Origin of the sequence: Streptomyces caatingaensis (assembly GCF_001187435.1) — a bacterium.
GTDB lineage: Bacteria > Actinomycetota > Actinomycetes > Streptomycetales > Streptomycetaceae > Streptomyces > Streptomyces caatingaensis.
In genome coordinates this window covers 1-24826 of record NZ_LFXA01000014.1, presented here as the reverse complement: position 1 = coordinate 24826, position 24826 = coordinate 1, and the positions used below count along the sequence as shown (strand labels likewise).

Genomic DNA, 24826 nt, shown 5'->3' with positions numbered 1-24826 from the left:
CGCGGCGGGCTACCGCTCCCCGGGCGGCCATGACCGGCATGGAGTCACCGCCGCGGCTCCGCCGCCAGGTCGAGTCCGTCGGTGACGAGGACGTCGCTGGTGACCAGGGCCTGTTCGGCGGTGACGTCCGTCAGGAAGACGAGGGGCGGCACGAGCGGCGGGACGGGCAGGCCGTCGGGGGTGAAGGTGAGGCACATCAGGCCCTCCACGCAGCCGCTGAACCGGGTGAGGTAGAGGGTGACCCGGCCGGTGAGCCGGAGGGTGCCGGCGCCCAGGGTCAGGTCGTGGCCGGTGCCGTCGCGGGTGCGCAGGCGGTAGTCGCTGAGCGAGGCCGCGCGCATGCTCAGGGCCATCACGCGCAACGGGCCGGAGGCGGTGGGGAGTTCCACGACCCGGGCGAGCACGGGTCCGTCGGGGGCGAAGCGGGTGGTGGTGACGGCCGGCGGCACGGCGGCGGCCGCGGGTCGGGCGGCGGGCGGGGCGGCGGGCGCGAGGTGGGCGGTGAGCAGGACCAGGGGCAGCGCCGCGGCCATCGCCCGGGGCGGCGGGGGCGTGCGGGCACCGGGGGCGGGCCCGGTCCCGGGCTGCCAGGCGAAGCCCATGGCGCCGCCGGCGATGCCCAGGAGGGTGCCGGCGAGGAAGCCGCCCAGGTTGGTGGCCGGGAAGGCGAGCACCGCGAGGATCATCGCGTGGATGCCGATGTAGTGGTGGGCGTGCGGCAGGAACCACAGGCTCAGCCCGGCCAGCACGAGCGCGGCCCCGAGGCCGAGGGCCGCGATGCCGCCCCGGCCCAGCCCGAGGAGGATCCGCACGGGTGCCAGGGGCGCGGCCACCAGCTCGGCGCCGGCGAGGAGGAGCAGGGTGCCGGCCCAGAAGGGGCGGCCGCGGCGCCAGGCGCGCCACCGGCCGTGCGGGGACGCGGTCAGAAGCATGCCTTCCCGTTCAGCGTGACGTCCAGGGCGAGTCCCTTGAGGCGGAGGTCCCCGCCGGTGGCGGAGCGGGCGTGGGACCGCACGCCCGTCACGGTGACGCCGCCGGCCTGGAGGCCGAAGGGGCCCGGCTGCCCCCGGACGCCGGGCACGGTGTCGAGCGCGCCGGCGTCCCGGCCGATCTCGACCCGCTCGAAGCGGGCGTCGCCGGTGAGGTCCTCGCCGTCGATGACCAGGTCGCGCGCCGCGATCGGGCCGGCCCTTCCGCCCGCGGTCAGTCTGAAGACGACCGTGCCGACGGGGGTGGGGACGCGGGCGGACTGGCAGAGGTCGGAGAGGGTGGCCTCGCCGAGGCCGAGCAGCGCCACCGGGTGGCCGCTGCCGTCGGCGGCGTGGTCGACGGTGACGTAGGAGGCCAGGCCCTTGCTGGTGAGCCGGCCGGCCGAGACCTGGAAGGCGGTGCCGGACACGGCGAACGACGAGGCGAGGGCGCCCTGTGCCATGGCGACGGCCATGGCGGCGACGGCCGCCACCGCCGGCAGGGCGACGGCGGCGGCCCTGCGCCAGGCAGTCCGCCCCTCGGTGCGGGGGGTCATGCGGGTCGCTCCTTCGGTCGGGGGGCGGGGGTCGGGGGAACGGAGGCGGCGCAGTGCCGGACGGCTTCGGCGCGGGCCGCCGGTCGCCGGAGGCCGGGCCGGGCCGGCGCGTACGCCCGTCAACCTGCCTGTGGGGGCGCGGAGTTCGGGGTCACCGGCTTCGGCGGCGCGCGGGGCGGGGCCGGGGCGGGTGGCGCTGTCGCGCCCGAGGGCGGTGGCGCTCCGCCCGGTGGCCGGGAGGGCGTGCGACGGGCGGGAGCCGGGAAGCCGGTGGCACCGGTGGGGACGACGGTCACCGGCCGCCGTCCTGCACGCGTGCGCGGGCCTGGCGCAGGAGGTGGGGCAGGACGGTCCCGGCGATGCCGTGGACGGAGCCGTCGGAGTGCAGGAGTTCCATGACCGGGACGTCCTGCTGGAGCCGGCTGCGGAAGGTGGAGAGCATCTCCAGGCCCATCAGGGAGTCCATGCCGTACTGCTGCAGGGGCCGGTGGCGGTCGAGTTCGCCGGGTGCCATGTGGAGGACGGACGCGGCCATGCCGGCGACGAGGTCCTCCAGGAGGCCGGCGGCCTCGGCGGGCGTGGCGGTGGCCAGCCGTTCGAGGAACTCGTCCAGCTGCCAGTCGGAGCCTTCGATCCGGTCGGGCAGGACGGCGGCGAAGCGGGGCACGGCGCCGGGGGCGAGGAGCACCGACAGGCGCTGCCAGTCGATACGTCCGAAGGTCGTCCGTTCCGCACGCCGTTCGCAGAGGTCCTCCAGGGCGGTGAGCGCTTCCCGGGGGTCCATGGGAGGGCAGCCCACCGCGGTGGTACTGGCCGTGAGGTTGTTGCGGGCGACGTAGCCGACGCGGCCGATGGCGCCCCAGGCGACGGCCAGGCCGGGGCGGCCGGCCGCGCGCCGGGCCCGTACCAGGGCCTCCATGGCCAGGTTCGCGGCGGCGTAGTTGCTCTGGAGGGGGTTGCCGACCAGCGGGCTGACGGAGGAGTAGGCGATGAACTCGGCGTCCGGGCAGAGGGCGTCGAGGGCGAGGGCGCCGCCCCACTTGGGGGCGAGGACGGACCGGAAGCGGTCGTCGTCGAGTTCGGCCAGGGCGCCGTCGTCGAGGTGCATGGCCGCGTGGACGATGCCGCGGACGGGACGGCCGGCCGCCGTGACCTCCTCGACGAGGGCCCGCACCGCGGCGGGGTCGGAGACGTCGGCGGCGTGGGCGCGGGCCCGCGCGCCGAGCGCGCCCAGTTCCCCGACCAGTCGCGCGGCATCGGGGGCCTCCGGGCCCCGGCGGCTGACCAGGGCGAGGTGGCGGGCGCCCCGCTCGGCGAGCCGCCGGGCGGTCTCGGCGCCGAAGCCGCCGAGCCCTCCGGTGACGAGGTAGGTGCCGTCGCCGTCCAGGTGGAGGCGGCGGGGCGCCCGGTGGACGGGTACGGGCCCGTCGAAGCCGATGACGATCTTCCCCAGGTGCTTGGAGTGCTGCATGAGCCGGAAGGCCTCGTCGATGCGGTGGGCCGGGTAGATCTGGTGGAACAGCGGCAAGTAGGTCCTGGTGCGCAGCCGTTCGGCGACCTCGTCGAAGACCGTGCCGGCGTGGCGGGGGTCCTGCCACACCAGGTTGGCCGCGTCCACGAAGAAGAGCGAGGCGTTCTCGGCCAACGGCCGTTGCAGCATGCGCTGGTTGGTGAAGACGTCGCGCTTCCCCAGCTCGACGAAGCGGCCGCGCGGGGCCAGCACCTCGCGGGTCCGGGCGCCCGCGTCGCCGCTGAGGGAGTTGAGGACGACGTCGACGCCCCGTCCGCCGGTGTGGGCGAGGACCGCGTCGGCGAAGGCGGGCGTGCGGGAGTCCAGCACCAGCTCGGCGCCGAAGACGGTCGCCATGTCCCGCTTGGCGGGCGTGCCCGCGGTGCCGATGACCCTGGCGCCGGCGCGCAGGGCGAAGCGCCCCGCGGCCATGCCGACACCTCCCGCCACGCCGTGCACCAGCAGGGTCTCGCCGCTCCTGAGGCGGGCCAGGTGGGCGAGGGCGTGGTGGACGGTGAAGTAGGCCACGGGCACGGTCGCGGCGTCGGCGAAGGACAGCCCCCCGGGGATCCGCCGCACCGCCGTCGCGGGCACGCGGACGTGCGAGGCGAAGGCGCCGGGGAGGAACCCGAACACCCGGTCCCCCACGTCGAACCGGCCGACGCCCTCGCCCACAGCGGTGACCACCCCGGCCCCCTCCAGCCCCAGGAACGCCTCGGAGGGCAGGCCGTCCTCGGCCCCCGGCGGCAGGAGGCCCGTCGCCACCATGACGTCGCGGTAGTTGAGCGCCGCCGCGCGCACCGCGACCACCACCTCGCCCGGCCCCGGCACCGGCGGCTCGGTCTCGGTCCACCGCAGCCGGTGGGCCAGCCCCTGGTCCCGGAGGTCGAGCCGGTAGGCGGTCCCGTCGTCCGGCCGGGCGAGGACCGTGGCGGGACGGGCCCGTTCGACGAGGTGCACGAAGCGGCCGCCGCCGGTCAGGGCGACCTCGTCGTGCACCTGCTCCCCCTCCTCCGCCGGCGCGTCGGCCAGCAGCTCCCGGGCCAGCCGGGCGGCGTCCAGCGCCGGGTCCGGCCCCCGGTCGAGGGAGATCCGCCGTCCCGTGACGTCCTGTTCGCGCGACAGGGTACGGGTCACCGCCCAGGCGGCGGCCTGTCCGGGGAAGGCCGGGCGCTCGGGCGCGGGGAGCGCCCCGCTGGGGTGGGTGACCAGCACCAGGCGGCGCGCCCGGTCACCGGTCCGGCCCTGCTCGGCGCGGGCCAGGGAGCGCAGCGCCGCGGCCCGGCGCACCGCCAGCTCGACGGCGGCCGCGGGGTCTTCTCCGGCCGCCCGGTCGCACGCGGCGCCCAGCATCAGGACGACGGTGGCGTCCGGGTCGTCCGCGAGGGCCTTCTCCCACTCCCCGGGCCCGGCCGGCCAGGGCCGTACCTCCGGGAGGGAGCCGCCGGCGGCGGCCAGCCGGGCGGCGAGCAGCCCGGCGAGGGCGTGCTCCTCCTCGTGCTCGGCGACGAGCAGCCAGGAGCGGTCCTCGGACGGTGCGGGGCCGGGACACTCCGGCGGCGGCCCGGCGGGCGTCCGGGCGAGCAGCACGGAGAACTGCTCGCGCATTCCGGGCACGTCGGTCTGGACGACGTCCTCGAAGCCGCCGTCGGCCAGCACGCCCGGCCATCGGTCGTGGGGCAACAGGACGCTGTCAGGGCGCAGTTCGCGGTCCTGGGCGCTCCAGAAGCTCTCCATCGCGCCGAAGAGCAGTGCCAGCAGCTCCGGTTCGTGGGTCTCCAGGGCCAGCAGGTATCCGCCGGGGGCGGTCAGCCGGGCCAGGCGCCCCAGGGAACGCCGCAGGTCGGCCGCGGTGTGCAGGGCGAATCCCGCGACCACCACGTCGAAGGAGCCGTCGTCGAACCCCTGGTCCGCGGCGTCGCGGTCGAGGTCGAGCGTGCGGTAGGACAGGTGCGCGGCGGGGGCGTCGAACCGCGCCTGGGCGGCGGGGAAGAAGGCGGCGGAGACGTCGGTGAAGACGTACCGCGCGCGGTCGTCCAGCAGCGGCAGCAGGTGCGCGGTCAGGCCGCCGGTGCCGGCGCCGATCTCCAGGACGCGCAGCGGCCTGTCCGGCGGCCAGGACCGGACCACGGCCGCCAGCAGTTCCGCGGCGAGCCGGTTGTGGAGGGCGGTCGGCGGGTCGAGGTCGTAGTACAGCTGGGCCAGCTCCGGGCCGCTGTCCTGGAACAGCAGGTCCAGCGGGTCCCGCCGGCCGCACAGCAGGTCCGGCAGGTGCAGGGCGAACCGCTGGCCGAGGCAGCCGGTGGCGACCCAGGAGGCCAGTGTGGAGAGGAATTCCCAGCCCCTCGGCCGTTCCGGCGCGTCGGCCGCCGGCAGCCGGCGCCAGCCCGCGCCCTCGTCCGCCAGCAGCCCCTCGTCCCGGGCGAGGCGGGCCAGCAGGCGCACGAGCTTCCCGTGCCGGGGCAGCACCCCGGCCGCGGTGAGGTCGTCGAAGGTGAACGTCCCGCGCCCCGGCAGCAGCCGGGCGAACGCCCGGACCGCGCACTCCGCGGTCATGCGGCGGAACATCGGGGCCCCGGTCGCGAACTGTCCGACGACCGGAGCCGATTCCCACACCCGGCGCACCCCTTCCGCGGCCGCCGCGGCCACCTCGCTCGGCGCCGGAGGGGTCCACGGCGGCACGGGCTGTCCGGCCAGCGGCGCGGCCCGCAGCACGGACGCGTACTCCTCCGCGCGGCCGCCCGCGCGCAGTCCCACCCGCCGCAGACGGCAGCCGGTCAGTTCCAGGGCCACCGTCCCGTCGGGGCCGGCCACGGTGACGTCCCACACCGCCTCCCGGGCGGTCCGCGAGCGCTGCCGGACGTGCACCAGGCCGTCCGGCGCCGGGGGCGCCCAGAACCGCACCCGGTCGATGCGCGCCGGCAGGTAGCCGTCCTCCGCGACCTCCAGCAGCGGGGCGCCGGCCTGCAACGCGCCGTCCAGCAGGGCGGGATGGACGACGTAACCGCCGTAGCCGTCGTCCGGCGGGTCGCAGCGGTATCCGGCCAGGACCTCCCCGGCGGAGGCGCGCAGGTCCCGCAGGACCCGGAAGGCCGGGCCGTACTCCAGGCCGGCCTCGGCCAGTCCGGCGTACAACTCGCCGGTGTCCAGGGCGCGTCCGAGCCGGGCGCGCACCGCGTCGGTGTCCATGCCGTCCGGCCGGGCGGCGGCCAGGCGCCGGACCCGGGCCCGGGCGTGCGGCCGCCAGCCGCCCGGCTCCCCGATGCGGCTGGCGACGCGGAGGATGCCGTCCTCGTCGCACAGGGAGGTCTGGAGCCCGACGTCCGTCACGGCGTCCCAGGGCAGGGGCAGGGCGCGGACGATGTCCAGGTCGTCGATCTCGGCCGGGGTGCCCGCGCTGTGGACCTCCCGGGCGGCGGCCAGCGCGAGTTCGACGAACCCGGCGGCGGGCATGACGACCGCGCCCGCGATGCGGTGGTCGGCGAGCCACGGGGTGCGGGTGCGCTCGACGGCGGTGTGCCAGGTGGGCTCCAGGACGGGCACCCGTTCGCCGAGCAGGGGGTGGACGAGCACGCCGTCGCCGCTGGTACGGATCCAGTGCTCCGGCGTGCCGTGCCAGTGCCGTTGGCGCTGCCAGGGGTAGGGCGGCAGGTCGGCGACGGCGCCGGGGCGGGGGAACCGGGCGTCGAGGGCGGCCGGTTCGGCGGCGGCCAGCAGCCGGGCGGCGGCCCGGCGGACGTCGGCGCCGGCGCACCGCTCCCTGGAGACGGGCGAGACGACGGGGAAGGCGCCCCGCGGCGCGTCGGCGGCGATGCGGCACAGCGCCCCGGCCAGGGCGGGCTGCGGGGCGATCTCCACCACGGCGCCGAGCCCCGCACCGGCCGCGCGGCGCACGGCGTCCGCGAAGCGGACCGGCCGGCGGGCGTTGTGCCACCAGTACGCCGCGTCGAGTTCGCCGGCCCCGACGGGGTCGCCGGTCACCGTGGAGTACATCGGCAGGCGCGGGGCGTGCGAGGTCAGACCGGCCAGGGCCGCCCGCAGCGGCTCCTCGATGACGTCCATGGCGGCGCTGTGGAAGCCGTGGTCCACCGCGAGCGCGCGGAACGGGACGCCGCGTGCGGCCAGTTCGCGGCCGAGGGCGTCGAGGGCGGCGGGGTCTCCCGAGACCGTCACGTCCCGGGCGCTGTTGACCGCCGCGATCTCCAGGCGTCCGCCGTGTGCGGCGAGGGCCTCGCGGGCGTCCGGCTCGCCCAGTCCGATCGCCGCCATCCGGCCCGTCCCGGCCGTCGCGGCCTGGGTCCTGCTGCGGGCGGCGACCACCCGGGCGGCCTCGGCCGTGCCGAGCGCGCCGCAGGCGTGCGCCGCGGCCACCTCGCCGACGCTGTGGCCCAGCACCGCGGCCGGACGCACCCCGTGCTCCGCCAGCAGCGCCGTCAGCCCGAGCTGGTAGGCGAAGAGGGCGGGCTGGGCGCGGGCGGTGTCGGTCATGGCCTCGGTCATCGCGTCCGTCGCGGTGTCCGCTGTGCCGTCCGCCGTGCCGTGCGTGCCGGCCAGGAGGCGGGCGACCGACCATCCCAGCAGCGGCTCCAGTTCGGCGTCGGCCGCCTCCACGGCGGCGCGGAACGCCGGCTCCCCCGCCATGAGGGCCGCGCCCATGCCGGGCCACTGCGTGCCGTTGCCGCAGTAGACGAAGACGGTGCCGCCCGGCTCCGGCACCCGCACCTCGGCGGCGGCGAGCCCGGCCCCGTCCGCCGCCAGGGCCTCCAGCCGCCCGGCGGCCTCGTCCGGTCCGGACGCGAGCACGGCCACGCGGTGCGGGTGGCGGCCGCGCCGGCGGGAGGCGGTCCAGCACAGGTCGTAGAAGTCGCCGGGCGTCGCCTCGCGCACGCGGCCGGCGACGGCGCGGGCCGCCTGCGCGAGCGCGTCGTGGGTGCGCGCGGAGACGACCAGCGGCAACGGACCGTGCTCCGGCGGGAGTTCCGTCCTCGCCCGCGCGGGCGGCGGGCTCAGGACGACGTGCGCGTTGGCGCCGCCGAAGCCGAAGCTGTTCACGCCCACCACGCCGTCCTCGCGTCCGGCGAGCGGACAGGCGTCGTGCACGGGGCTCAGGTTGAGGCCGGTGAAGTCGATCGCGGGGTTGGGCGGGTCGCCGTGGAGGGACGGCGGGACGGTGCGGTGCCGCAGCACGAGCAGGCCCTTGAAGAGTCCGGCCATCCCCGAAGCGGGTTCCATGTGGCCCAGGTTGGTCTTCACCGAACCGATCGGCAGCGGCCCGGTCGTGCGGCGCACGCCCAGCGCCTCGCCGACCGCCCGGCACTCCAGCGGATCGCCCACCGGCGTGCCCGTGCCGTGCGCCTCGAAGTACAGCACCTGGTCGGGGGCGGCCCCGGCCCGCTCGTACGCCTCGCGCAGCAGCCGCCGCTGCATCTCCGTGCTCGGCACGGTCATCGCCGAGGTGCGGCCGTCGCTGTTGGACGCGCTGGCCGCGATCACCGCGTGCACGCGATCGCCGTCCGCCAGCGCGTCGGACAGCCGCTTGAGCACCACGACCCCGCCGCCCTCGGCCCGTACATAGCCGTCCGCCCCGGCGGAGAACGCGGCGACGCGCCCGCGCGGCGAGAGCATCATCGCCTTCGAGAACCCGATGAAGTGGGCCGGGCTCAGCAGCAGATTGGCGCCGCCGGCCACGGCCACCGGGCTGCGGCCCGTCCGCAGGGCCTCGCACGCCTGGTGGACGGCGGTCAGTGACGAGGAGCAGGCGGTGTCCACCGCGAGGCTGGGGCCGCGCAGGTCGAAGGCGTACGACAGCCGGTTCGCCGTGATCGACAGGGCCGAACCGCTCATCGAATGACCGCAGATCTCCTCCACCTTGCTCATCTGCAGCCCGCCGTAGGACAGATCGCTGACGCCGACGTACACGGCGGTGTCGGAACCGGCCAGGGCGGCCGGGGCGATGGCGGCGTCGTCGAGGGCCTCGGCCGTCATCTCCAGCAGCATCCGCTGCTGCGGATCCATGTGCCGGGCCTCGCGGGGCGAGATCCCGAAGTACTCCGGGTCGAAGCCCGCCACGTCCTCCAGATACCCGCCGGCCATGGTGTACGCCCGTCCCGGCCGCTCGGGATCCGGATCGCTGAACCGCGCGGCGTCGAACCGCCCGTCCGGCGGACCGGGACTGATCAGGTCCCGGCCGTCCGCCAACGCCCGCCACAGCCCGTCGAGTTGCGTGATGCCCCCGGGCAGCCGGCAGGCCACCCCCACGACCGCCACCGGGACGGACGACCCGCACGACTCCATGGCAACTCCCCCAGGGGTGGCGACCGATGACCAACTCATGCCTGGAGAAAGGCTTTTCCCGTCGCAACAACGCGTATATGACCCAAGCCGGGCATTCACCCATTCGATACAAAACGATCAATACGAACCGGCCGGCCCGCACAGGTCCGCGAACGGACTGACCGAATGCGCCCGTTGACGCCCCGCCACCCCTCCCCCAGGCTTGTCCCCCGTCCCGTACGGAACCCGCCCCCCGGGAGGACCTCATGCGAGCACGCGCCACGGCCGCCGCCCTGTCCCTCGCCACGGGCGCGGCCCTCCTGCTCACCACCCAGGCCACGGCCGACGAGGCGCCCCGCCCCGCCTCCTGGTGCGCCCGGCAGGGCGGCCACCCCGCGGCGTACCGCGCCTACTACGACAACGGCGCCCGCCTGACGCCCCTCGGCGCGGTCCGCGAACTCTGCCACTTCCAGTCGGCCCAGGACCACACCCAACTCGTCCTCCCCACCGACACCCTCGCCGCCGACGCCCCCACCCTCGCCTCCCTCGCCTACCTCCGCAAACCCGCCCTCCCCACCCACCCCGTCGGCAACCCCTCCTCCGCCTACTGCGCCAAACTCGGCGGCACCACCCGATTCGGCGACCGCGCGTCGGACACCGGCGGCTGGATCCGCCAGGGCGACCCCGTCGACCGCGACCACCTGCACACCATGTGCGTCTTCGCGGACGCCTCGGCCATCGACGCGTGGGGCCTGACCTACCACACGGCGGGCGTGATCCGCGGCGCGGACCTGGAGAAGAAGTTCCGGGCGCCGGTCCCGCCGGCGGCGGCTGAGCCCGGAGGGAACCAAGCGGAGTAGACGGGCAGGGGAGGGCGTGGTCGCGGGCGGCGGCGTTCCGCCTCCACCCGGCGAGGCGGGCGAGCCCGATCGCCGGGCCGCGGAAGGGCGCGAGGGCTCGGGGCAGGCTGCCGGTGCGGGCGCGGCAGACGTCCTCGCCGAAGGTCACCGCGCGAGACGCCGCGCTCCGGCAGGAGGTCAGGCGCTGGCGCTCGGCTCGCCGGGGCCGGTGTCGGTGAACACGGCGGGGACCTCGTTCTCCGAGACCACTCGGGCGAGCAGTGCCGCCAGGCGGGTGCGGTCGGTGTGGTCCAGGCAGCGGGTGAGGGCGTAGAGCCGCCGGCAGGTCTCGGTGGAGAAGTCGTCCGCGAGCTCGGCGCCGGCTTCGGTCAAGGCGATCACGACCGCGCGGCCGTCGTCGGGTGACGGCTCGCGCCGCACCAGGCCACGCCGGGCGGTGCGATCGACCAGACCGGTCAGGCTGGACTTCGCCAGCCGGAGCATCCCGCCGAGTTCGCTCATCCCGTACGGCTGCGCCATCAGCACACAGAGCAGCTGTCCTTGCTGGTGCGTGATGCCGTACTCCCGGGCGGACTCGCTGTAGACCGCGTCCACCAGGAACGAGGACCGCACCAGTCCGGCGACGACTCCCATGGCCTCGTCCGAGGGTTTTCTCATGCCGCCATCATACATTCGCGCCACGAACTACTTGTGAACTCTCACGCCACGGCCGCAGGTCAGGGCGTCCGGCACGGAAGACCTCTTGCGGTTCGCGCTGCGAACTATTACCTTCTGGTTCGTGAGGCGAACTAGTTAAGTTCGTACAGCGAACGTGATTTCGTGTCGAGAGAGGTCATGCCATGAGTCGCACGGTCGTGGTCGTCGGCGGAGGCTACGGAGGCGCCGCGGTCGCCAAGGCGCTCGGGTCCGAGCCCGGGGCGGACGTCGTGCTCATCGATCCGCGGGAGGACTTCGTCAACGCGGCAGGATCGCTGCGGGCGCCGGCCCGGCCCGACTGGGCGCCGAACACGTTCTTCCCGTTCGAGACGCTGCTGCCGAAGGGCACGGTGATACGCGACCGCGCGGTCTCCGTCGATCCCGGCGGAAAGGAACTGCTGCCGGCACAGCGGGTGCTGATCCTCGGCGCCGGCCCGGTCGGGCTGGAACTGGCCGGGGAGCTCAAGGAGGTCTGGCCGGACAAGCACGTGACCATCGTCGATCCGGCGAAGGAGCTGCTGCCCGGCTTCCGGCCGGAGGTCGTCGCCGACCTGCACCGCCGACTGGCGGCCCAGGGCATCGAGGTGCGCCTGGACACGGCCCTGACGGAGCCGCCGAGCACCGAGTCCGGCCGGGCCGGGACCGTCACCGTCACCACCACCGGGGGCGGGACGATCACCGCCGACATCTGGTTCCGCGCCTACGGCACCACCGTCAACAGCGACTATCTGGCCGACGGCAAGCTCACCCCCCGTACACCCGAGGGCCGGGTGCCGGTGACCGGACGCCTCACCGTCCAGGACCACGAACACGTCTACGCGGTCGGCGACCTCACCGATGTCCCCGAGGCCAAGATGGCCGGCTACGCGATGCAGCACGCCGAGGTGGTCGCGCAGGACATCACCGCCCAGCTGAACGGGAGGCCGCCCACCGCCACGTACCAGCCGCTGGGGCACCCCGTGATCCTGCTGCCGCTCGGCCCGAACGGCGGCGTCGGCCAACTGCCCTCGCCCGAGGGCCCGTTCGCCGCCCCGGCCTCGACGGTCGCCGAGTTCAAGGGCGCGGATCTGTTCACCGGCCGCTTCACCGGCCAGTTCGGCCCGACCGCCGCCCAAGGGTGGTGACCGCCGTGCAGTACACCCGCCTCGGCCGCAGCGGCCCGTCGGTCTCCCGGCCGGTCCTGGGCACCATGCGCGCTGAACATCGGTGCTGCCCGCGGCCCGCCACTACGGCATCGGCGTGGTCCCGGGGGGCCCGCTGAACGGCGGCGTCCTCGGCGGCTTCCTGCGCAAGCGGCGGGAGGGCACCGCCGCCCGCGCCGAACGGGACCAGGCCCGCGCCCGAGGCATACGCCTGGTAGCCATACCTGCAAGCTCATCGACCAGCGGCACGGCCCCGTCGCCGCATCGAACGAAAGGCGGAGCAATGTCCGTACCACCAGTGGTCTTCGGCTTCGGCGCGCACAGCGTCGTCGAGGACACGGCCGAGCTGCTGCGCATGACGCAACAGGCCGACCGCGACGGGCTCGACCACTTCTCTCTGTCCGACCACCCTTACCTCGGGGAGCGCCTGGACGCCTACGCCACCATCGGCTTCGTCCTCGGCCGCACCCGGCACATCGCCGGCTTCGCCAACGTCACCAACCTGCCGACCCGGCCGCCGGCCATGCTCGCCCGCACCGTGACGACGCTGTCCGCGCTCTCCGGCGGCCGCATCGTGCTCGGCATGGGCGCCGGCGGACGGTGGGACCGCATCGCCGACATGGGCGTGCCGCGCCTGACACCGGCCGAGGCCGTGGACGCCTTCGAAGAGGCCGTCGTCCTGGTCAAGAAGCTGTCCGGAGGCGGCCCACCGGTCACCCACCAAGGCCGCCACTACCGGGTGAACGACATCGAACCGGCCCCCGTGGCCGCACCCGCCGTGTGGACCGGCTCCGTCGGCCCCAAATCCCTGGCCGCCACCGGCCGGGTCGCCGACGGCTGGATCCCCGGCCACGCCGCCGACTGGCAGAGCGAGCGCTACCGCACTTCGCGGCCGGTCATCGACGAGGCCGCGGCGGCCGTGGGCCGTGATCCGGGCGAGATCCGCACCGTCTTCAACCTGCCCGGACGCATCACCGACCGTCCCCTGCCCGCCACCCGCGACCGTGACGGCCGCTGGCTCGGCGGCTCCACCGCCCAGTGGACCGAGGAACTCACCCACGCCGTGCTGGAACACGGCGCCGCGGGCTTCACGCTCTTCTCGCCCCGCGGCGGAACGCCGGACCCCGCCTCCGTCGGCCGCTGGGCCACCGAGATCGCCCCGGCCGTACGCGAAGCCGTCGCGAAGCAATCCCCCCACCCGGCACGGCCGGGGAACCCGGGCAGTTGACGAGCCGTCGGCTAGTCCGGCCGCGTCGGCAGGACCAGCTCCGTCCGGTCCGAGTGGAACGTCAGCGTGGAGCCGGGGCGGTTGCGGGAGAGGTAGAGGGGGTCGAGGCCGTCGATGACGAGGGCGAGGCGGTGGCCGGCGGGGAGGTCGTAGGCGGTGGCGAAGAGGTCGAGGTGCGCGTGGAGAGGGGTTGCGGGGGTGTGGTGGGCGAACGAGTAGGGGGCGTGGGTGATGAGTTGGGCGGTGCCGGTGGGGGTGACGTCGTAGAGGTAGGCGATGAAGGTGCCCGCCGGGGCCGAGGGGGTCACCGTGGTCCGCAGGGCCGGGATGCCCCTGAGGCGCTGGACGTGGCGGGCGGGGGCCGTCTGCCAGACGGCGGCGGCGGTGGGCGGCAGGAGCCGGGGCAGGGCGGGCGGGGAGATGCCGAGGAGCTGGTCGAGGAGGCCGCTGACCATCAACGACCCGCCGTTCGCCCCGGAGTCGGCGAAGGCGTTGATCGTGGGGTCGGCGCCCGTCAGCGGCTCCAGACGGGGCGCCCGCGGGGCGGTGGCCGCCGGCCAGGGGCGGGCGAAGCGCTCCTCGGGGTGGGCGAGGCCGTGGCCGCGGACCTCGACGAGCACCGGCGGCCCCTCGCCGACGCCGTCGCTCCGGACGCCGAGCCGGCGTTCCAGCCAGCGCTGGGCGCCGGCCCACTCCTCGCTGGGCAGGGCGAACCCGGGGATCTCCTGGGTCGCGTGGCCCCCGCGCCGGTATTCGAGGCGCTTGGGCACCGTGAGCCCGTCGAAGAACGCGCCGATCCCGTTGGGGGGTTCCAGGGGGTCGAGCCAGCCGTGCGCCATCAGGACGGCGGTGCCGTTGGCGTTGAGCCGGTCCCGGTACGTCAGCGGGGAACGGGCCCGCGCGAAGGCGCGGAAGGCGGGGGTCGGTTCCGGGCTGGTCGCCAAGTCGCGCAGGACGGGGCCGAGTTCGGGGTCGAGGCGGGCCTCGGCCAGGGCGATCAGGGCCTGGAGGAGCGGAACCCGCAGCCTCCGCGTGCCGCCCCCGTACGTCACGTCGAGCAGGTCCGCCCAGCCGGACAGGGCGGCCACCGCCCGCACCCGCCGGTCGGCGGCGGCCGTCAGCAGACCGAGCCCGGCCCCGTACGAGACCCCGCACAGGCCCACGCGGTGCGGGTCCGCGGCGGTGTGCTCCAGCGCCCAGGTGATCATCTTCGAGGCGTCCGCTACGTCGGCCGGGCCCGCGAGGCCGTACGTGCCGCCCGAGCCGAGGAAGCCGCGCGGCTGGTAGGCGACGACGACGAACCCGGCCGCCGCGAAGCGCAGTGCGCGGAGGGAGTAGACCTCGGCGGGCACCAGGAAGGGACCGGGCATCACGAGCAGCGGGTGCGGGCCGGGGCCGGCCGGCCGGTAGACCTCCGTCCGCAGGCCCACGCCGGGCGCCGTCCGGACGACGGTGACAAGTGGCGCGGCGGGCGCCGCCCGTCCGGCGGCGGGCGCGGCCGCGGCGGAGACGGTGAGGAGGACGACGGCCGCCGCCATGCCGAGGAACGTTCTGATCCGGCCGGTTCGCATCCCCGTTCAGCCCGCCCGTGAGGGGACGCCCGGTTCACAGGCGCAGTACGGGAGTTCGTCGATCCGGCGGCCGGAGAAGAAGCGGAGGAGGATCTCGGAGAACTCCTCGGGGCGTTCGAGGCAGACCAGGTGGCCCGCGTCGGCCACGGTCGCGAAGAGGGATCCGGGGATCGCCGCGGCCACGCGGCGCCCGGCGTCGGGCGGGGTGCAGGCGTCGTGCTCGCCCGTGAACACCAGCGTCGGGACGTCCCGGAGGCCGGGGCGGAGCCGGGGGTGCGCGAGGACGCGCTCGTAGTGGTCGGCGTACTGCTCGGCCGTCCCGCGCGGGAGGCCGGTGAACTGGGAACGCAGCATGAACGCGAGCGCCTCGCCCCGGCCGGCCGGGCCGGACGGCCGGGAGGGCATGATGTGGGCCAGGACGGTCTCGGCGAACTCGACGGTGCGCCCGGACCTCAGCAGCCCCGCGAGGCGCGTGCACACCGCGCGCATCTCCGCGGGCAGCCGGTCGGACATGCCCGACAGCGCCATCCGCGCCACGCGCTCCGGGCTGCGCTGCGCGAATCCGTAGGCCACGAAGGCGCCGTAGGACACGCCGACGAGGTTGACGCGCGGGCGGGCGAGCTCGGTGAGCAGATGGTCCAGCGCCCTGGCGTAGAAGGCGCTGCCGTGGCGGACCGGCAGCCGTCCGGTGTCGCCCGTGCCGGGCAGGTCGACGGTGATGACGTCGGCGTACGGGGTGAGGAACCGCTGGTGGACCAGCCAGGAGTCCTTGTTCTGGAAGGCGCCGCCGACGAACAGGAGGGGGTCGGGGAGCAGCCGGCCGTCCGGCGGCGCGGTGCTCGGCACGATGCGGCATGCGATCGGGTAGCCCTCGTACGCGGTCTTCCGGATCTCGGCGGGGTCTTCGTGCATGGGCCTTCCTGGCGTGGGTGCGGCTCGTGCGGGTCCTTGCCCGGTGCGGGTCATGTGCGGCCGGCCGGGGCGGTGAGGATCCTGGGCAGGGAGCGGCGGGCGAGGTCGGTGACGCCCGCCGCCTGGACGACTTCGACGGACGGGAGGGAACAGCCGAGCCTGCGGCGGACGGCGACGACGAGTTCGGCGGCCATGAGGGAGTCCAGTCCGAGGCGGTCGAGCCGGCGGGCCCGGTCGATCCGGCCGGCGTCGGTCTGCAGGACGGCCGCCAGCTCCTCGGTGAGGACGTCGGCCACCAGGGCCTCCGCGTCGTCCGGGGGCAGGGCGGCGACGCGCCGCCGCAGCTCCCCGGGGCCGGCGTCGGGCCGGTGCGCGCCGGAGGCCAGGAGGGGGGCGAAGCGGGGGCGGTCCAGGGCGGGGAGGACGTGCCGCGCGCGTTCCCAGTCGAAGCGTCCGGCGGTGAGGTGGGTGGTGCCGGCGGACAGGCACGCCTCGACGGCGGCCCGGCACTCCTGGGCGGTCAGGGTGCCGATGCCGGCCCGGGAGAGCCGCTCGGTGACCTGCCGGTCGCGGGCGGCGTGGCCCGTGCCGGCCAGCGCGCCCCAGGCGACCGCGAGGCCGGGCAGCCCGGCTCGCCGGCGGGCGCGGACGAGGGCTTCGAGGGCGAGGTTGCCGGCCGCGTAGGGGGCCTGGCCGAGGTTGCCGACGTGCGCGGCGACGGACGAGTGGACGAGGAAGAGGTCCGGCCGCCGGCCGGCGGTGAGGCGGTCGAGCAGCATGCCGCCGAGCATCTTGGGGGCCAGGACGGCGCGGACGCGCTCGGGGGTCAGCTCGGCGAGCGGGGCGTCGTCGACGCCCATCGTGCTGTGGACGACGCCGCGCACGGGGTGTCCGGCGGCCGCGGCGGTCTCCAGGACGCGGCCCAGGGCGCCGGCGTCGGTCACGTCCGCGGCGTGCACGGTGACGTGGGCGCCGGCGGCGGCGAGGGAGGCGACGAGGCCGGCGGCGCCCGGGGTGTCCGCGCCCCGGCGGCCGACGAGGGCCAGGTGCCGGGCGCCCTGCTCGACGAGCCAGCCGGCCGTGGCGGCGCCGAGGCCGCCGAGGCCGCCGGCCAGCAGGTAGGTGGCGTCCGGGTCGAGGCGGGCCGGGCGCGGGGCGGCTTCGACGGGCGGGCGTTCGCCCAGGTCCACCACCACCTTGCCCAGGTGGCGGGAGTGCTGGAGGGTGTGCAGCGCCTCGTCGACGCGCGGGGCCGGCCAGAGGCGGTACGGCAGGGGCGGGTAGTGTCCGGCGGCGATGTGCCCGGCCGTCTCGCGGAAGGCGGCGGCGAGGGTTCCCGGGTCCCGGAGCAGCCGGGCGAGGTCGACGGCGAAGAAGGCCTGGTTGTCCCTCAACAGCCCCAGGGGGAAGGGGCTGTTGGCGTAGATGTCGCGTTTGCCCAGCTCGATGAAGCGGCCTCCGGCGGCCATCGCCTCGGCGCTGCGGGTGAGGCCCTCGCCGGCGAGCGAGTTGACGACGACGTCGACGCCCCGGCCGCCGGTGATCCCGCGGACCGCGTCGGCGAAGCCGGGTCCGCGGGAGTCGAGGACGTGCTCGACTCCCATCAGCCGCAGCAGGGCGCGCTTGGCGGGGGTGCCGGCGGTGGCGATCACCGTCGCGCCCCGGTGCCGGGCGACGTGGAGGACGGCCTGTCCGATGCCGCCCGCTCCGCCGTGGACCAGGACCGTCTCTCCCGGGGCGAGGCGCGCGAGGTGGTTCAGGGCGTAGTGGGCGGTCAGGTGGACCACGGGCAGGGTGGCGGCCGCGGCGAAGTCCGTTCCGGAGGGGATCGGGGCCACCAGCCGGGCGTCCGCGACCGGGCCGGAGGCCAGGGCGCCCCGGGTGATGGCGAAGACGCGGTCGCCGGGGGCGAACGCGCCGGCTCCGGGTGCGACGGCGGTGACGACGCCGGCGCATTCGAGCCCGAGCCCGCGGGCGGAGGCCGCGTCGGGGTCGGCGCCCGGCGGCAGGAGGCCGGCCGCGAACAGCGCGTCGCGGTAGTTGAGTCCGGCGGCCCGGACGTCGATGACCACCTGGCCGGCGTCCGGCGTGACGGGTTCCTCCGCCGTCCAGGCCAGCCGGGGCGAGAGTCCGGGCTCGCGCAGCTCCAGCCGGTACGCGCCCGGGCCGCCGGTGCCGGGCGGGCCGGCGGGCGGGTGCTGGGGGGCGGTCGTGGGGGTGAACCGGCCGCCCGGGGTGAGCACCACCTCGTCGTCCTCGGTGGGGACGGCCAGTTCGCGGGCGAGCCTGCGGGCGTCGTGCTCGGGGTCGGGGCCGCGTTCGAGGGAGACGCGGCGGACGGTGGCCGAGGGGTGTTCGTTGGCGAACGTGCGGGCGGCGCCCCAGACGGCCGCGTCGCGCGGGTGGGTGGCGGCCTCGGGCGCGGGCAGGGCCCCGCACGGCCGGGTCACCAGGGAGAGGGCCGGGTGCGCCGCCGAGGTGAAGCGGTCGCGGCGGGCGAGCGCGGCCAGTGTGCCGAGGCGGGTCACGGCTTCGTCCAGGGCGGCGTGCGGGTCGTCGGCGGCGGCCGGGTCCTCGCCGAGGAGCAGCACGATGTGCGGGCGCCGGGACGCCTCGGCCGTGAGGACGGCCTCCCAGCCGCCGTCCGCGTCGTCCCCGGCGGGCGGGCGCGTGACGTTCACCGTGCCGTACTTCTCCAACGCGGCCGCGAGGGCCCCGGTGAGGGCGTCGTCGGGCCGCTCGGCGGCGACGATCCAGTGGGACGGCGGCGGCGAGGCGGGGGGCGGGGCGGCGGGAGGGAGGGGTGCGGGTCGCGGGGTGCGGCGGCCGAGGAGGACCGTACGGCCGGGGGTGACCGCGTGCACGTCGCCGAAGCCCGCCTCCTCCAACAGCCCGGCGGTGGTGAGGGGGTGGGGACGTCGGGCCGGGGCTCCGGCCGGGGTGTCCTGCCCGTCGAGCACCAGGAGCGCTCCGCCGTCGGCCAGGAGCCACGCGCACCGTCGCAGCGCGGGGCGCGGGTCGGCGGCCCGGCCCGGCGGGCCGACGGCGACGACGAGGTCGAAACCGCCCTCGGTGAAACCCTGGGCGGCCGGATCGGCGTTCAGGTCCAGTCGGCGGTGGTCGAGGGTGTGCCGGGTGTGGGGCCGGGGCCGCGTTCCGGAGGGCGGCGCGGCGTCGCCGAGGACGTACCGGGTGCGGTCGGGAGGCAGGACGGACAGCAGCTCGGCCGTGAGCCCGCCGGCAGCCGTGCCCGCCTCCCCGCACGTGCCCGTCTGGAGGATCCGCAGGGGCCGGTCCGCGGGCCACGCCTCGGCCGTCGCCCGCACCAGCTCGCGGGCCGTGCGGTCGAGGAACCGGCGTTCCGCCCCGCCCTCCTGGCACTGCCGGACGAGGTGCAGGTCGGTCTCGGCGTCCTCCTCCGCCGCCTGGCCGCGGAGGATGCCGGTCAGCCGTTCGCCCCACCGGGCGGTGAGGGCCAGGGCCGCGGGGTCGGGCGGCGGCCCCTCGGTGAGGGCGGCGCGCAGCGCGGCGCCGGGATCGGGCGGGCCCGCCGGCCGCCACCGGGGGGCGTCGCCGTCGGCGGTGGTCCGCTCCAGGAGGCCCTGTTCCTCGGCGAGGGAGCACAACAGCCGTACGGTTCCGGCCTGCTCCCGCCGCACGCCGGCGGCCAGGAGGCTCTCGACGGTGAACGTGTCGGCGCCGGGCAGGATTTCGGTCACCGTGCGCAGGAACAGGTGGGCCCGCACGGCCTGTTCGGCGGCCCGCGTGCGGGCGGGGTGTGTCCGCTCGTACGCGGCGGCCAGTGCGGCGCGGCGCGGGGCGGTCGCCGCCAGCAGGGCGCCGGGGGCGGGCATGGGGGACGGCCGGCCGTCGTCGTCGGGCCGCGGTGCCGCGCGCAGGACGGTCTCCAGTCGCTGCACCGGCGCGGCCGAGCCGGCGGCGCGGCGCAGCCGGCAGCCCGTCATCTCCAGGGCGACGGTGCCGTCGTCGTCGGTGAAGGTGAGGTCCCAGCAGGACTCCAGCTCGCCGGTTCCCTGCCGGCGGGCGTGGATCCAGCCGGCGGGCGGCAGGTCGTTCCAGGAGCTGATGGTGTCGACGGCGACCGGCAGGTAGAGGGCGTCGAGTCCGTTGATGACGCCCGTCAGGTGCGAGGCCGTCTGCAGTCCGGCGTCCATCAGGGCCGGCTGGGTGCCGGGGCCGGTGGTGTCGGACGTGGCCCGGTAGGCGGAGAGGGCTTCCCCGTCACCCAGGACGAGCCGGTGGAGTGTGCGGAAGGCGGGCCCCAGGTGCAGGCCGCGGTCCGCGGCCGTGCGGTACGCCTCGTCCACGGAGATGTCGGTGTGGACGCGCTTGAGGACGGAGTCGATGTCGAGCGGCTCGGGGGCGGGGCGCAGCAGCCGGCGGGCGCGGCAGCGGGCGTGTTCCTGCCAGTCGCCGTCCGTTCCGGCGGTGCGCCCGGCCACGCGGAGGGTCCGGTCCTCGGTGGAGAGGGAGACCTGGACCTCCAGGGCGGTGGTCTCGTCGTCCCAGGGGACGGGCAGGGGCCGGCCGATGGTGAGGTGGTGGATCTCGGCGGGTCCGCCGGCGGTCTGCCGCACGGCGGCGAGGGCCATCTCGGCGTAGCCGACGGCGGGCATGACGACGGCCCCGTCCACCCGGTGGTCGGCGAGCCAGGGCAGCCGGGCGGGTTCGAGGGTGCCGGACCAGACGGGTTCGGCGGCCGGCAGCCGGGTGCCGAGGAGGGGGTGCGGGGAGGGACGGCCGTGTCCGCGGCGGGTCCACCAGCCGGGCTCTCCGTTCCAGTGCCGTTCGCGCTGCCAGGGGTAGGCGGGGAGGTCCACCACGCGTCCGGTGCCGGGGAGGGCTCGGGTCCAGTCGGCGTCGGCCCCGGCGGCCAGGGCGCGGGCGACGGCCCGGCGCAGTTCGGCCGGGCCGTCGCCGGAGCGGGTGCAGGTGGTGACGGTGGCGACGGGCTCGGGGCAGAGGGCGGCGGTCCGCTTGAGGTAGGGGGTGAGGACGGGGTGGGGGCCGATCTCGACGAGGATGTCGCAGCCCTCGTCGAGCAGGGCTTCGGCGGCCGGGGCGAAGAGGACGGGGCGGCGGACGTTGTGCCACCAGTAGGCGGCGTCCAGCCGGTCGCCGGGCAGGAGTTCCCCGGTGACGGAGGAGAGGAACGGGAGGGTGCCGGGGCGGGGGCGCAGTGCGCGGAGGGCCGCGCGCAGGGGCTGCTCGACGGGGTCCATGGCGCGGCTGTGGTAGGCGTGGTGGAGGTCGAGCATGCGGTGGAAGACGCCGCGGGCCGTGAGGTCGCGTCCGAGCGCCAGGAGGTCGTGCTCGGGGCCGGAGAGGGTGACGTCCACGGGGCTGTTGATCCCGGCGATCTCGATGGTGCCGGGGCGGGCGGCGAGTTCGGCGCGGGCGTCCTGCTCGGACAGGCCGACGGCGGCCATGCGGCCGTGGCCGGCGGTCGGTGCCTGGGCGCGGCTGCGCGCGGCGACCACCAGGGCGGCGGAGGGGAGGTCGAGGGCGCCCGCGGCGTGGGCGGCGGCGATCTCCCCGACGCTGTGGCCGAGGACGGCGCGGGGGACGATGCCGTGGGAGGCCAGCAGGGCGGTCAGCCCGGTCTGGACGGCGAACAGGAGGGGCTGGGAGAACTCGGCGTCGGCCGGCCGGGCGCAGCGGCCGGCCAGTTCGGCCCGTACGGACCAGCCCAGGTGGGGGCGGAGGGCGGCGTCGGCCTCCTCCACGGCCGTACGGAAGACGGGTTCCGTCGCCAGGAGGTCGGCGCCCATCCCGGCCCACTGCGAGCCGTTTCCGGAGTAGACGAACGCGACCTTGCCCCTGGTCACCGCCTCCTCGGCGGCGGCACCGGCGGGTGGTTCGCGGCCGTCGGCCAGGGCCCGCAGTCCGTGGGCGGCGTCGGCGGGGCCGGCCGCCAGGACCACCGCGCGGTGTTCGTGCCGGCCGCGGCGGCGGGCCAGGGTGTGGACGACGTCGTGGAAGTCGGGGCGGTCGGGGCCGGTCAGCCGGTCGGCGAGGCGGGCGGCCGCCGCGGCGAGGGCGGCGGGGGTGCGGGCGGTGACGAGCACCGGCAGGGCGGACGGAGTGGTGGTCCGTACGGGCGCGGGGGTGTCGGGCGGTGGGGCGAGGACCACGTGGGCGTTGGCGCCGCCGAAGCCGAAGGAGTTGACGCCGGCGACGGGCCGGGGCGTCGCGTCGAGCCGGAGGGGGCGGACGGCCGGGGCCAGCTTCCAGTCCGCGAAGGGGACGTGGGGGTTGAGCGGTTCGGCGTGCAGGGTGGGCGGCACCCGGCGGTGGCGCAGCACGAGGAGGGCCTTGAACAGTCCGGGCATGCCGGACGCCGCCTCCAGGTGGCCGAGGTTGCTCTTGACCGATCCGATGGGCAGGGGGCCCTTGGTGCGGCGGGCGGTCAGGGCGTGGTGGAGGGCGGCGCACTCGATGGGGTCGCCGGAGGGGGTGCCGGTGCCGTGGGCCTCGACGTAGGCGAGGTCGTCGGGCTCCACGCGGGCCCGGGCGTAGACCTCGCGCAACAGGGCTTCCTGGGCGGCGCTGTTGGGCAGGGCGATCCCCGGGGTGCGGCCGTCGCTGTTGGCTCCGGAGGCCAGGACGAGGGCGTGCGGCCGGTCGCCGTCGGCGAGCGCGTCGGAGAGCCGTTTGAGGACGACGACGCCGCCGCCCTCGGCGCGTACGTAGCCGTCGGCGGCGGCGGAGAAGGTGCGGCAGCGTCCCGTCGGGGAGAGCATGGCGGCGGCGGAGAAGCCCACGAAGCCGAAGGGGTTGAGCAGGATGTTGACGCCGCCCGCGAGGGCGGTGCGGGAGCGGCCGGCGCGCAGGTGCTCGCAGGCGCGGTGGACGGCGGTGAGGGCCGAGGCGCAGGCGGTGTCGACGGCCATGCTCTCGCCGTGCCAGTCCATGGTGTGGGAGAGGCGGTTGGCGGTGTTGGCCATGGCAGCGCCGGACATGGAGTAGGCGTTGGCGCTCTCCGGGTCGGCGGACTGCAGGTCCCCGTAGTCGTGGCTGGAGACGCCGATGAACACGGCGGTGTCCGAACCGGCGGTCGCGGCCGGGGCGATGCCCGCGTCGTCGAGCGCCTCGACGGCCAGCTCCAGCAGGAGTCTCTGCTGGGGGTCCATGCGGGAGGCCTCGCGCGGGGAGACGCCGAAGTACTCGGCGTCGAAACCCGCCACGTCGGCCAGGAACCCGCCGGCCGGGGTGCAGCTGCGGCCCGGCCGGCGCCGGTGTTCGTCGACGAAGGCGCCCGGGTCGAACCGGTCCGCCGGCACGATCGTGACCAGATCCCGGCCGGCCTCCAGGGCGGACCACAGCCCCGCCAGGTCCTCGATCCCCCCGGGCAGCCGGCAGGCGGCGCCCACGATGGCGATGACATCGTCGTCCTGAGCCATGGCTCTCCCCCCGCGGACACGGCCGGCACGTACGAGGAGGATCCTGTCAGGCACGGAGAGTGACGCACAGGGCGTACGGGGTCGCACCACCCGCGCAGGTGGTCAAGGCGCCCGGGAGGCATGGGAGTTGGCGGAGGGGGTATAGGGGCCCGGCTCGTCGGCCCGGGTCGTCCCACACCAGCGTCCACGCCGGACTGCGAGCCCTCCCGGCCGACGCCGTTCAGGGGCGCCGTGGCGGAGGCGGTCTGTGTGCGGATTCCGGTGGCTCCGGGGGTGGTTGGAGCGGATGGAGTCATGGGGGCCGAGGAGGTCCGGGGGCGGATCCGCGGGGTGTTGGAGGTGCTGGTGGAGCAGGGGAGGGGTGGGAGCGGAGCAGGGTAGCGGGGGCGGGGACGGCTGTGGAGGGGGCAGGTCCGTTTCGCGCCGTCCGTCGTGACGGAGGGGTGAAGGGCGGGGAACGCGCGGTGGTGCGCGGGCGTTCGCGCGCCCTCCGGCGCGGGTAGGCGCCCCCCTGGCAAGGAACACACGGGTGAACTCCGGGGAAAGGATGGGTATTCGTGACACGTCAGACCGTCATGCGGATCGCGGGGGCGGCCGCGGCCGTGGGGATCGCGTTCGCCGTCGCCGCGCCGGGGACCGTCCAGGCCGCCGGGCGGGCCACGCCCACGTGCGGGACGGACGACCTGCGGATCTCGTTCGCCGACCGGCTCGGCGGCGGGATGAACCACGCCGGCGGGACGCTGGAGTTCAGGAACACGACGGGGCGCACGTGCGCGCTGCGCGGGTACCCCGGCCTGGGGCTGGAGGACGCGCGGCACAAGGCGCTGCCCACCACGACGGTGCGGGGCACCACCTGGTACGCGGACGACCCGGGCAACCAGCTCGTCCTGCTGAAGCCGGGGCAGGCCGCGCAGGCCGTCGTCGCCTGGACGCACACGGGGACGGACGCGCAGAAGGGGGCGTCCCTGCGGGTGACGCCGCCGGCCGCGCGCTCCTACCGTACGGTCCCGCTCGACGACACCGTTGATTTCGGGGAGTTGCACGTCACCGCGGTGGCGCACCGGGTGCCGGTGCGCGGCTGACCCGCCGGGCCCGGGCGGCTCACGCGCATGCGGCCGCACAGTCGGCGCAAAAGCATCGCACCGCCCGGGACTTTACCTTCCGATCATTGCTCCATGACCATTGCTTGACTAATCTCCGGGTCCGGAGCACCACCGCACACACGAAGAACCCGGGTGCACGCCGTCGCCACGGCGCACACCCGGGTCCTCAACGGATCGGCACGCCCCGGCCGTTCACAGATGCTTGGCGGCAGTGTGGCCGGCGCGTTCCCCACTCACCCCGGAGGGTACCGTGAACCACCCGGCTCGGCTACGCGAGGCGATAAAGGCCGACGGCACCACCCCGCTCATAGGCGTCTTCGACATGTTCTCCGCATCCGTGGCGGCCCAGCACTACGACGGCATGTTCGTCTCCGGCTTCGGCTTCGCCGCCTCCCACTACGGACTGCCCGACATCGGGTTCATCGCCTGGCCCGACCTCGTCCACTTCGTCCAGCGGCTGCGCCAGGCGTTCCCGCGCCAGCACCTGCTCGTGGACATCGACGACGGCTACGTGGACCCCGAGACGGCCTGCCACGTGGTGCGTTCACTGGAACAGGTGGGCGCCTCCGGGGTGATCCTGGA

At 76.2% G+C, this 24826-nt stretch carries 12 protein-coding genes; 5 read left to right on the top strand and 7 right to left on the bottom strand.

Going from position 1 to position 24826, the window contains the following annotated elements; all coding sequences use genetic code 11:
* Positions 1-44: 44 nt before the first annotated feature.
* From AC230_RS20820 to AC230_RS20810, 3 genes are all read right to left on the bottom strand, one after another.
* On the bottom strand, positions 45-932 hold the full coding sequence (locus AC230_RS20820; protein WP_049717852.1) for a DUF6114 domain-containing protein: 888 nt from the start codon (positions 930-932) through the stop codon (positions 45-47).
* On the bottom strand, positions 923-1525 hold the full coding sequence (locus tag AC230_RS20815) for a DUF6230 family protein (protein WP_049717851.1): 603 nt from the start codon (positions 1523-1525) through the stop codon (positions 923-925). Before AC230_RS20815 ends, AC230_RS20820 begins: the two co-directional genes overlap by 10 nt.
* A gap of 292 nt (positions 1526-1817) precedes the next feature.
* Complete coding sequence (locus tag AC230_RS20810; protein WP_049717850.1) at positions 1818-9329, bottom strand: type I polyketide synthase; 7512 nt, start codon at positions 9327-9329, stop codon at positions 1818-1820.
* A gap of 245 nt (positions 9330-9574) precedes the next feature.
* Between AC230_RS20810 and AC230_RS20805 the strand changes: the two genes are divergently transcribed.
* Positions 9575-10168 carry a hypothetical protein gene (locus AC230_RS20805; RefSeq protein WP_053161314.1) on the top strand — a complete coding sequence of 198 codons (594 nt, stop codon included), beginning with the start codon at positions 9575-9577 and terminating at the stop codon, positions 10166-10168.
* A gap of 177 nt (positions 10169-10345) precedes the next feature.
* Here AC230_RS20805 and AC230_RS20800 read toward each other — a convergent pair whose 3' ends face one another.
* Positions 10346-10825, bottom strand: a complete 480-nt coding sequence (locus AC230_RS20800; protein WP_422125613.1) for a MarR family winged helix-turn-helix transcriptional regulator — start codon at positions 10823-10825, stop codon at positions 10346-10348.
* Positions 10826-11007: 182 nt separating this feature from the next.
* On the opposite strand from AC230_RS20800, the gene AC230_RS20795 reads away from it, so the two are divergent.
* Both AC230_RS20795 and AC230_RS20790 read left to right on the top strand, forming a co-directional pair.
* Positions 11008-11988: an FAD-dependent oxidoreductase gene (locus AC230_RS20795; RefSeq protein WP_049717848.1), complete on the top strand. Its 981-nt coding sequence runs from the start codon at positions 11008-11010 to the stop codon at positions 11986-11988.
* A gap of 301 nt (positions 11989-12289) precedes the next feature.
* A complete protein-coding gene (locus AC230_RS20790; RefSeq protein WP_049717847.1) occupies positions 12290-13234 on the top strand; it encodes an LLM class flavin-dependent oxidoreductase in 945 nt (314 codons plus the stop codon).
* Positions 13235-13245: 11 nt separating this feature from the next.
* Here AC230_RS20790 and AC230_RS20785 read toward each other — a convergent pair whose 3' ends face one another.
* The 3 genes from AC230_RS20785 to AC230_RS20775 are packed head-to-tail and all read right to left on the bottom strand — an operon-like array spanning position 13246 to position 23141.
* Positions 13246-14805, bottom strand: coding sequence for a CocE/NonD family hydrolase (locus tag AC230_RS20785; RefSeq protein WP_049717846.1), 1560 nt, complete (start codon positions 14803-14805; stop codon positions 13246-13248).
* Positions 14806-14811: 6 nt separating this feature from the next.
* The gene (locus tag AC230_RS20780; RefSeq protein ID WP_049717845.1) at positions 14812-15717 is read right to left on the bottom strand and encodes an alpha/beta fold hydrolase; all 906 of its coding nucleotides are present in this window, start codon (positions 15715-15717) and stop codon (positions 14812-14814) included.
* A 50-nt stretch (positions 15718-15767) separates the two neighbouring features.
* Positions 15768-23141 (bottom strand): type I polyketide synthase, encoded by a 7374-nt coding sequence (locus tag AC230_RS20775; RefSeq protein WP_049717844.1) that lies wholly within the window; start codon positions 23139-23141, stop codon positions 15768-15770.
* A gap of 557 nt (positions 23142-23698) precedes the next feature.
* On the opposite strand from AC230_RS20775, the gene AC230_RS20770 reads away from it, so the two are divergent.
* Positions 23699-24223: a DUF4232 domain-containing protein gene (locus tag AC230_RS20770; RefSeq protein ID WP_157868626.1), complete on the top strand. Its 525-nt coding sequence runs from the start codon at positions 23699-23701 to the stop codon at positions 24221-24223.
* A 271-nt stretch (positions 24224-24494) separates the two neighbouring features.
* Positions 24495-24826, top strand: a 332-nt coding sequence (locus tag AC230_RS20765; RefSeq protein ID WP_049717843.1) for an isocitrate lyase/phosphoenolpyruvate mutase family protein, incomplete at its 3' end; no start/stop codon positions are given.

Excerpts from the sequence above, each read along its gene's own strand:
- AC230_RS20820 (WP_049717852.1), bottom strand. The coding sequence starts at position 932 with ATGCTTCTGACCGCGTCCCCGCACGGCCGGTGGCGCGCCTGGCGCCGC.
- AC230_RS20815 (WP_049717851.1), bottom strand. The coding sequence starts at position 1,525 with ATGACCCCCCGCACCGAGGGGCGGACTGCCTGGCGCAGGGCCGCCGCC.
- AC230_RS20810 (WP_049717850.1), bottom strand. The coding sequence starts at position 9,329 with ATGGAGTCGTGCGGGTCGTCCGTCCCGGTGGCGGTCGTGGGGGTGGCC.
- AC230_RS20805 (WP_053161314.1), top strand. The coding sequence starts at position 9,575 with ATGCGAGCACGCGCCACGGCCGCCGCCCTGTCCCTCGCCACGGGCGCG.
- AC230_RS20800 (WP_422125613.1), bottom strand. The coding sequence starts at position 10,825 with ATGAGAAAACCCTCGGACGAGGCCATGGGAGTCGTCGCCGGACTGGTG.
- AC230_RS20795 (WP_049717848.1), top strand. The coding sequence starts at position 11,008 with ATGAGTCGCACGGTCGTGGTCGTCGGCGGAGGCTACGGAGGCGCCGCG.
- AC230_RS20790 (WP_049717847.1), top strand. The coding sequence starts at position 12,290 with ATGTCCGTACCACCAGTGGTCTTCGGCTTCGGCGCGCACAGCGTCGTC.
- AC230_RS20785 (WP_049717846.1), bottom strand. The coding sequence starts at position 14,805 with ATGCGAACCGGCCGGATCAGAACGTTCCTCGGCATGGCGGCGGCCGTC.
- AC230_RS20780 (WP_049717845.1), bottom strand. The coding sequence starts at position 15,717 with ATGCACGAAGACCCCGCCGAGATCCGGAAGACCGCGTACGAGGGCTAC.
- AC230_RS20775 (WP_049717844.1), bottom strand. The coding sequence starts at position 23,141 with ATGGCTCAGGACGACGATGTCATCGCCATCGTGGGCGCCGCCTGCCGG.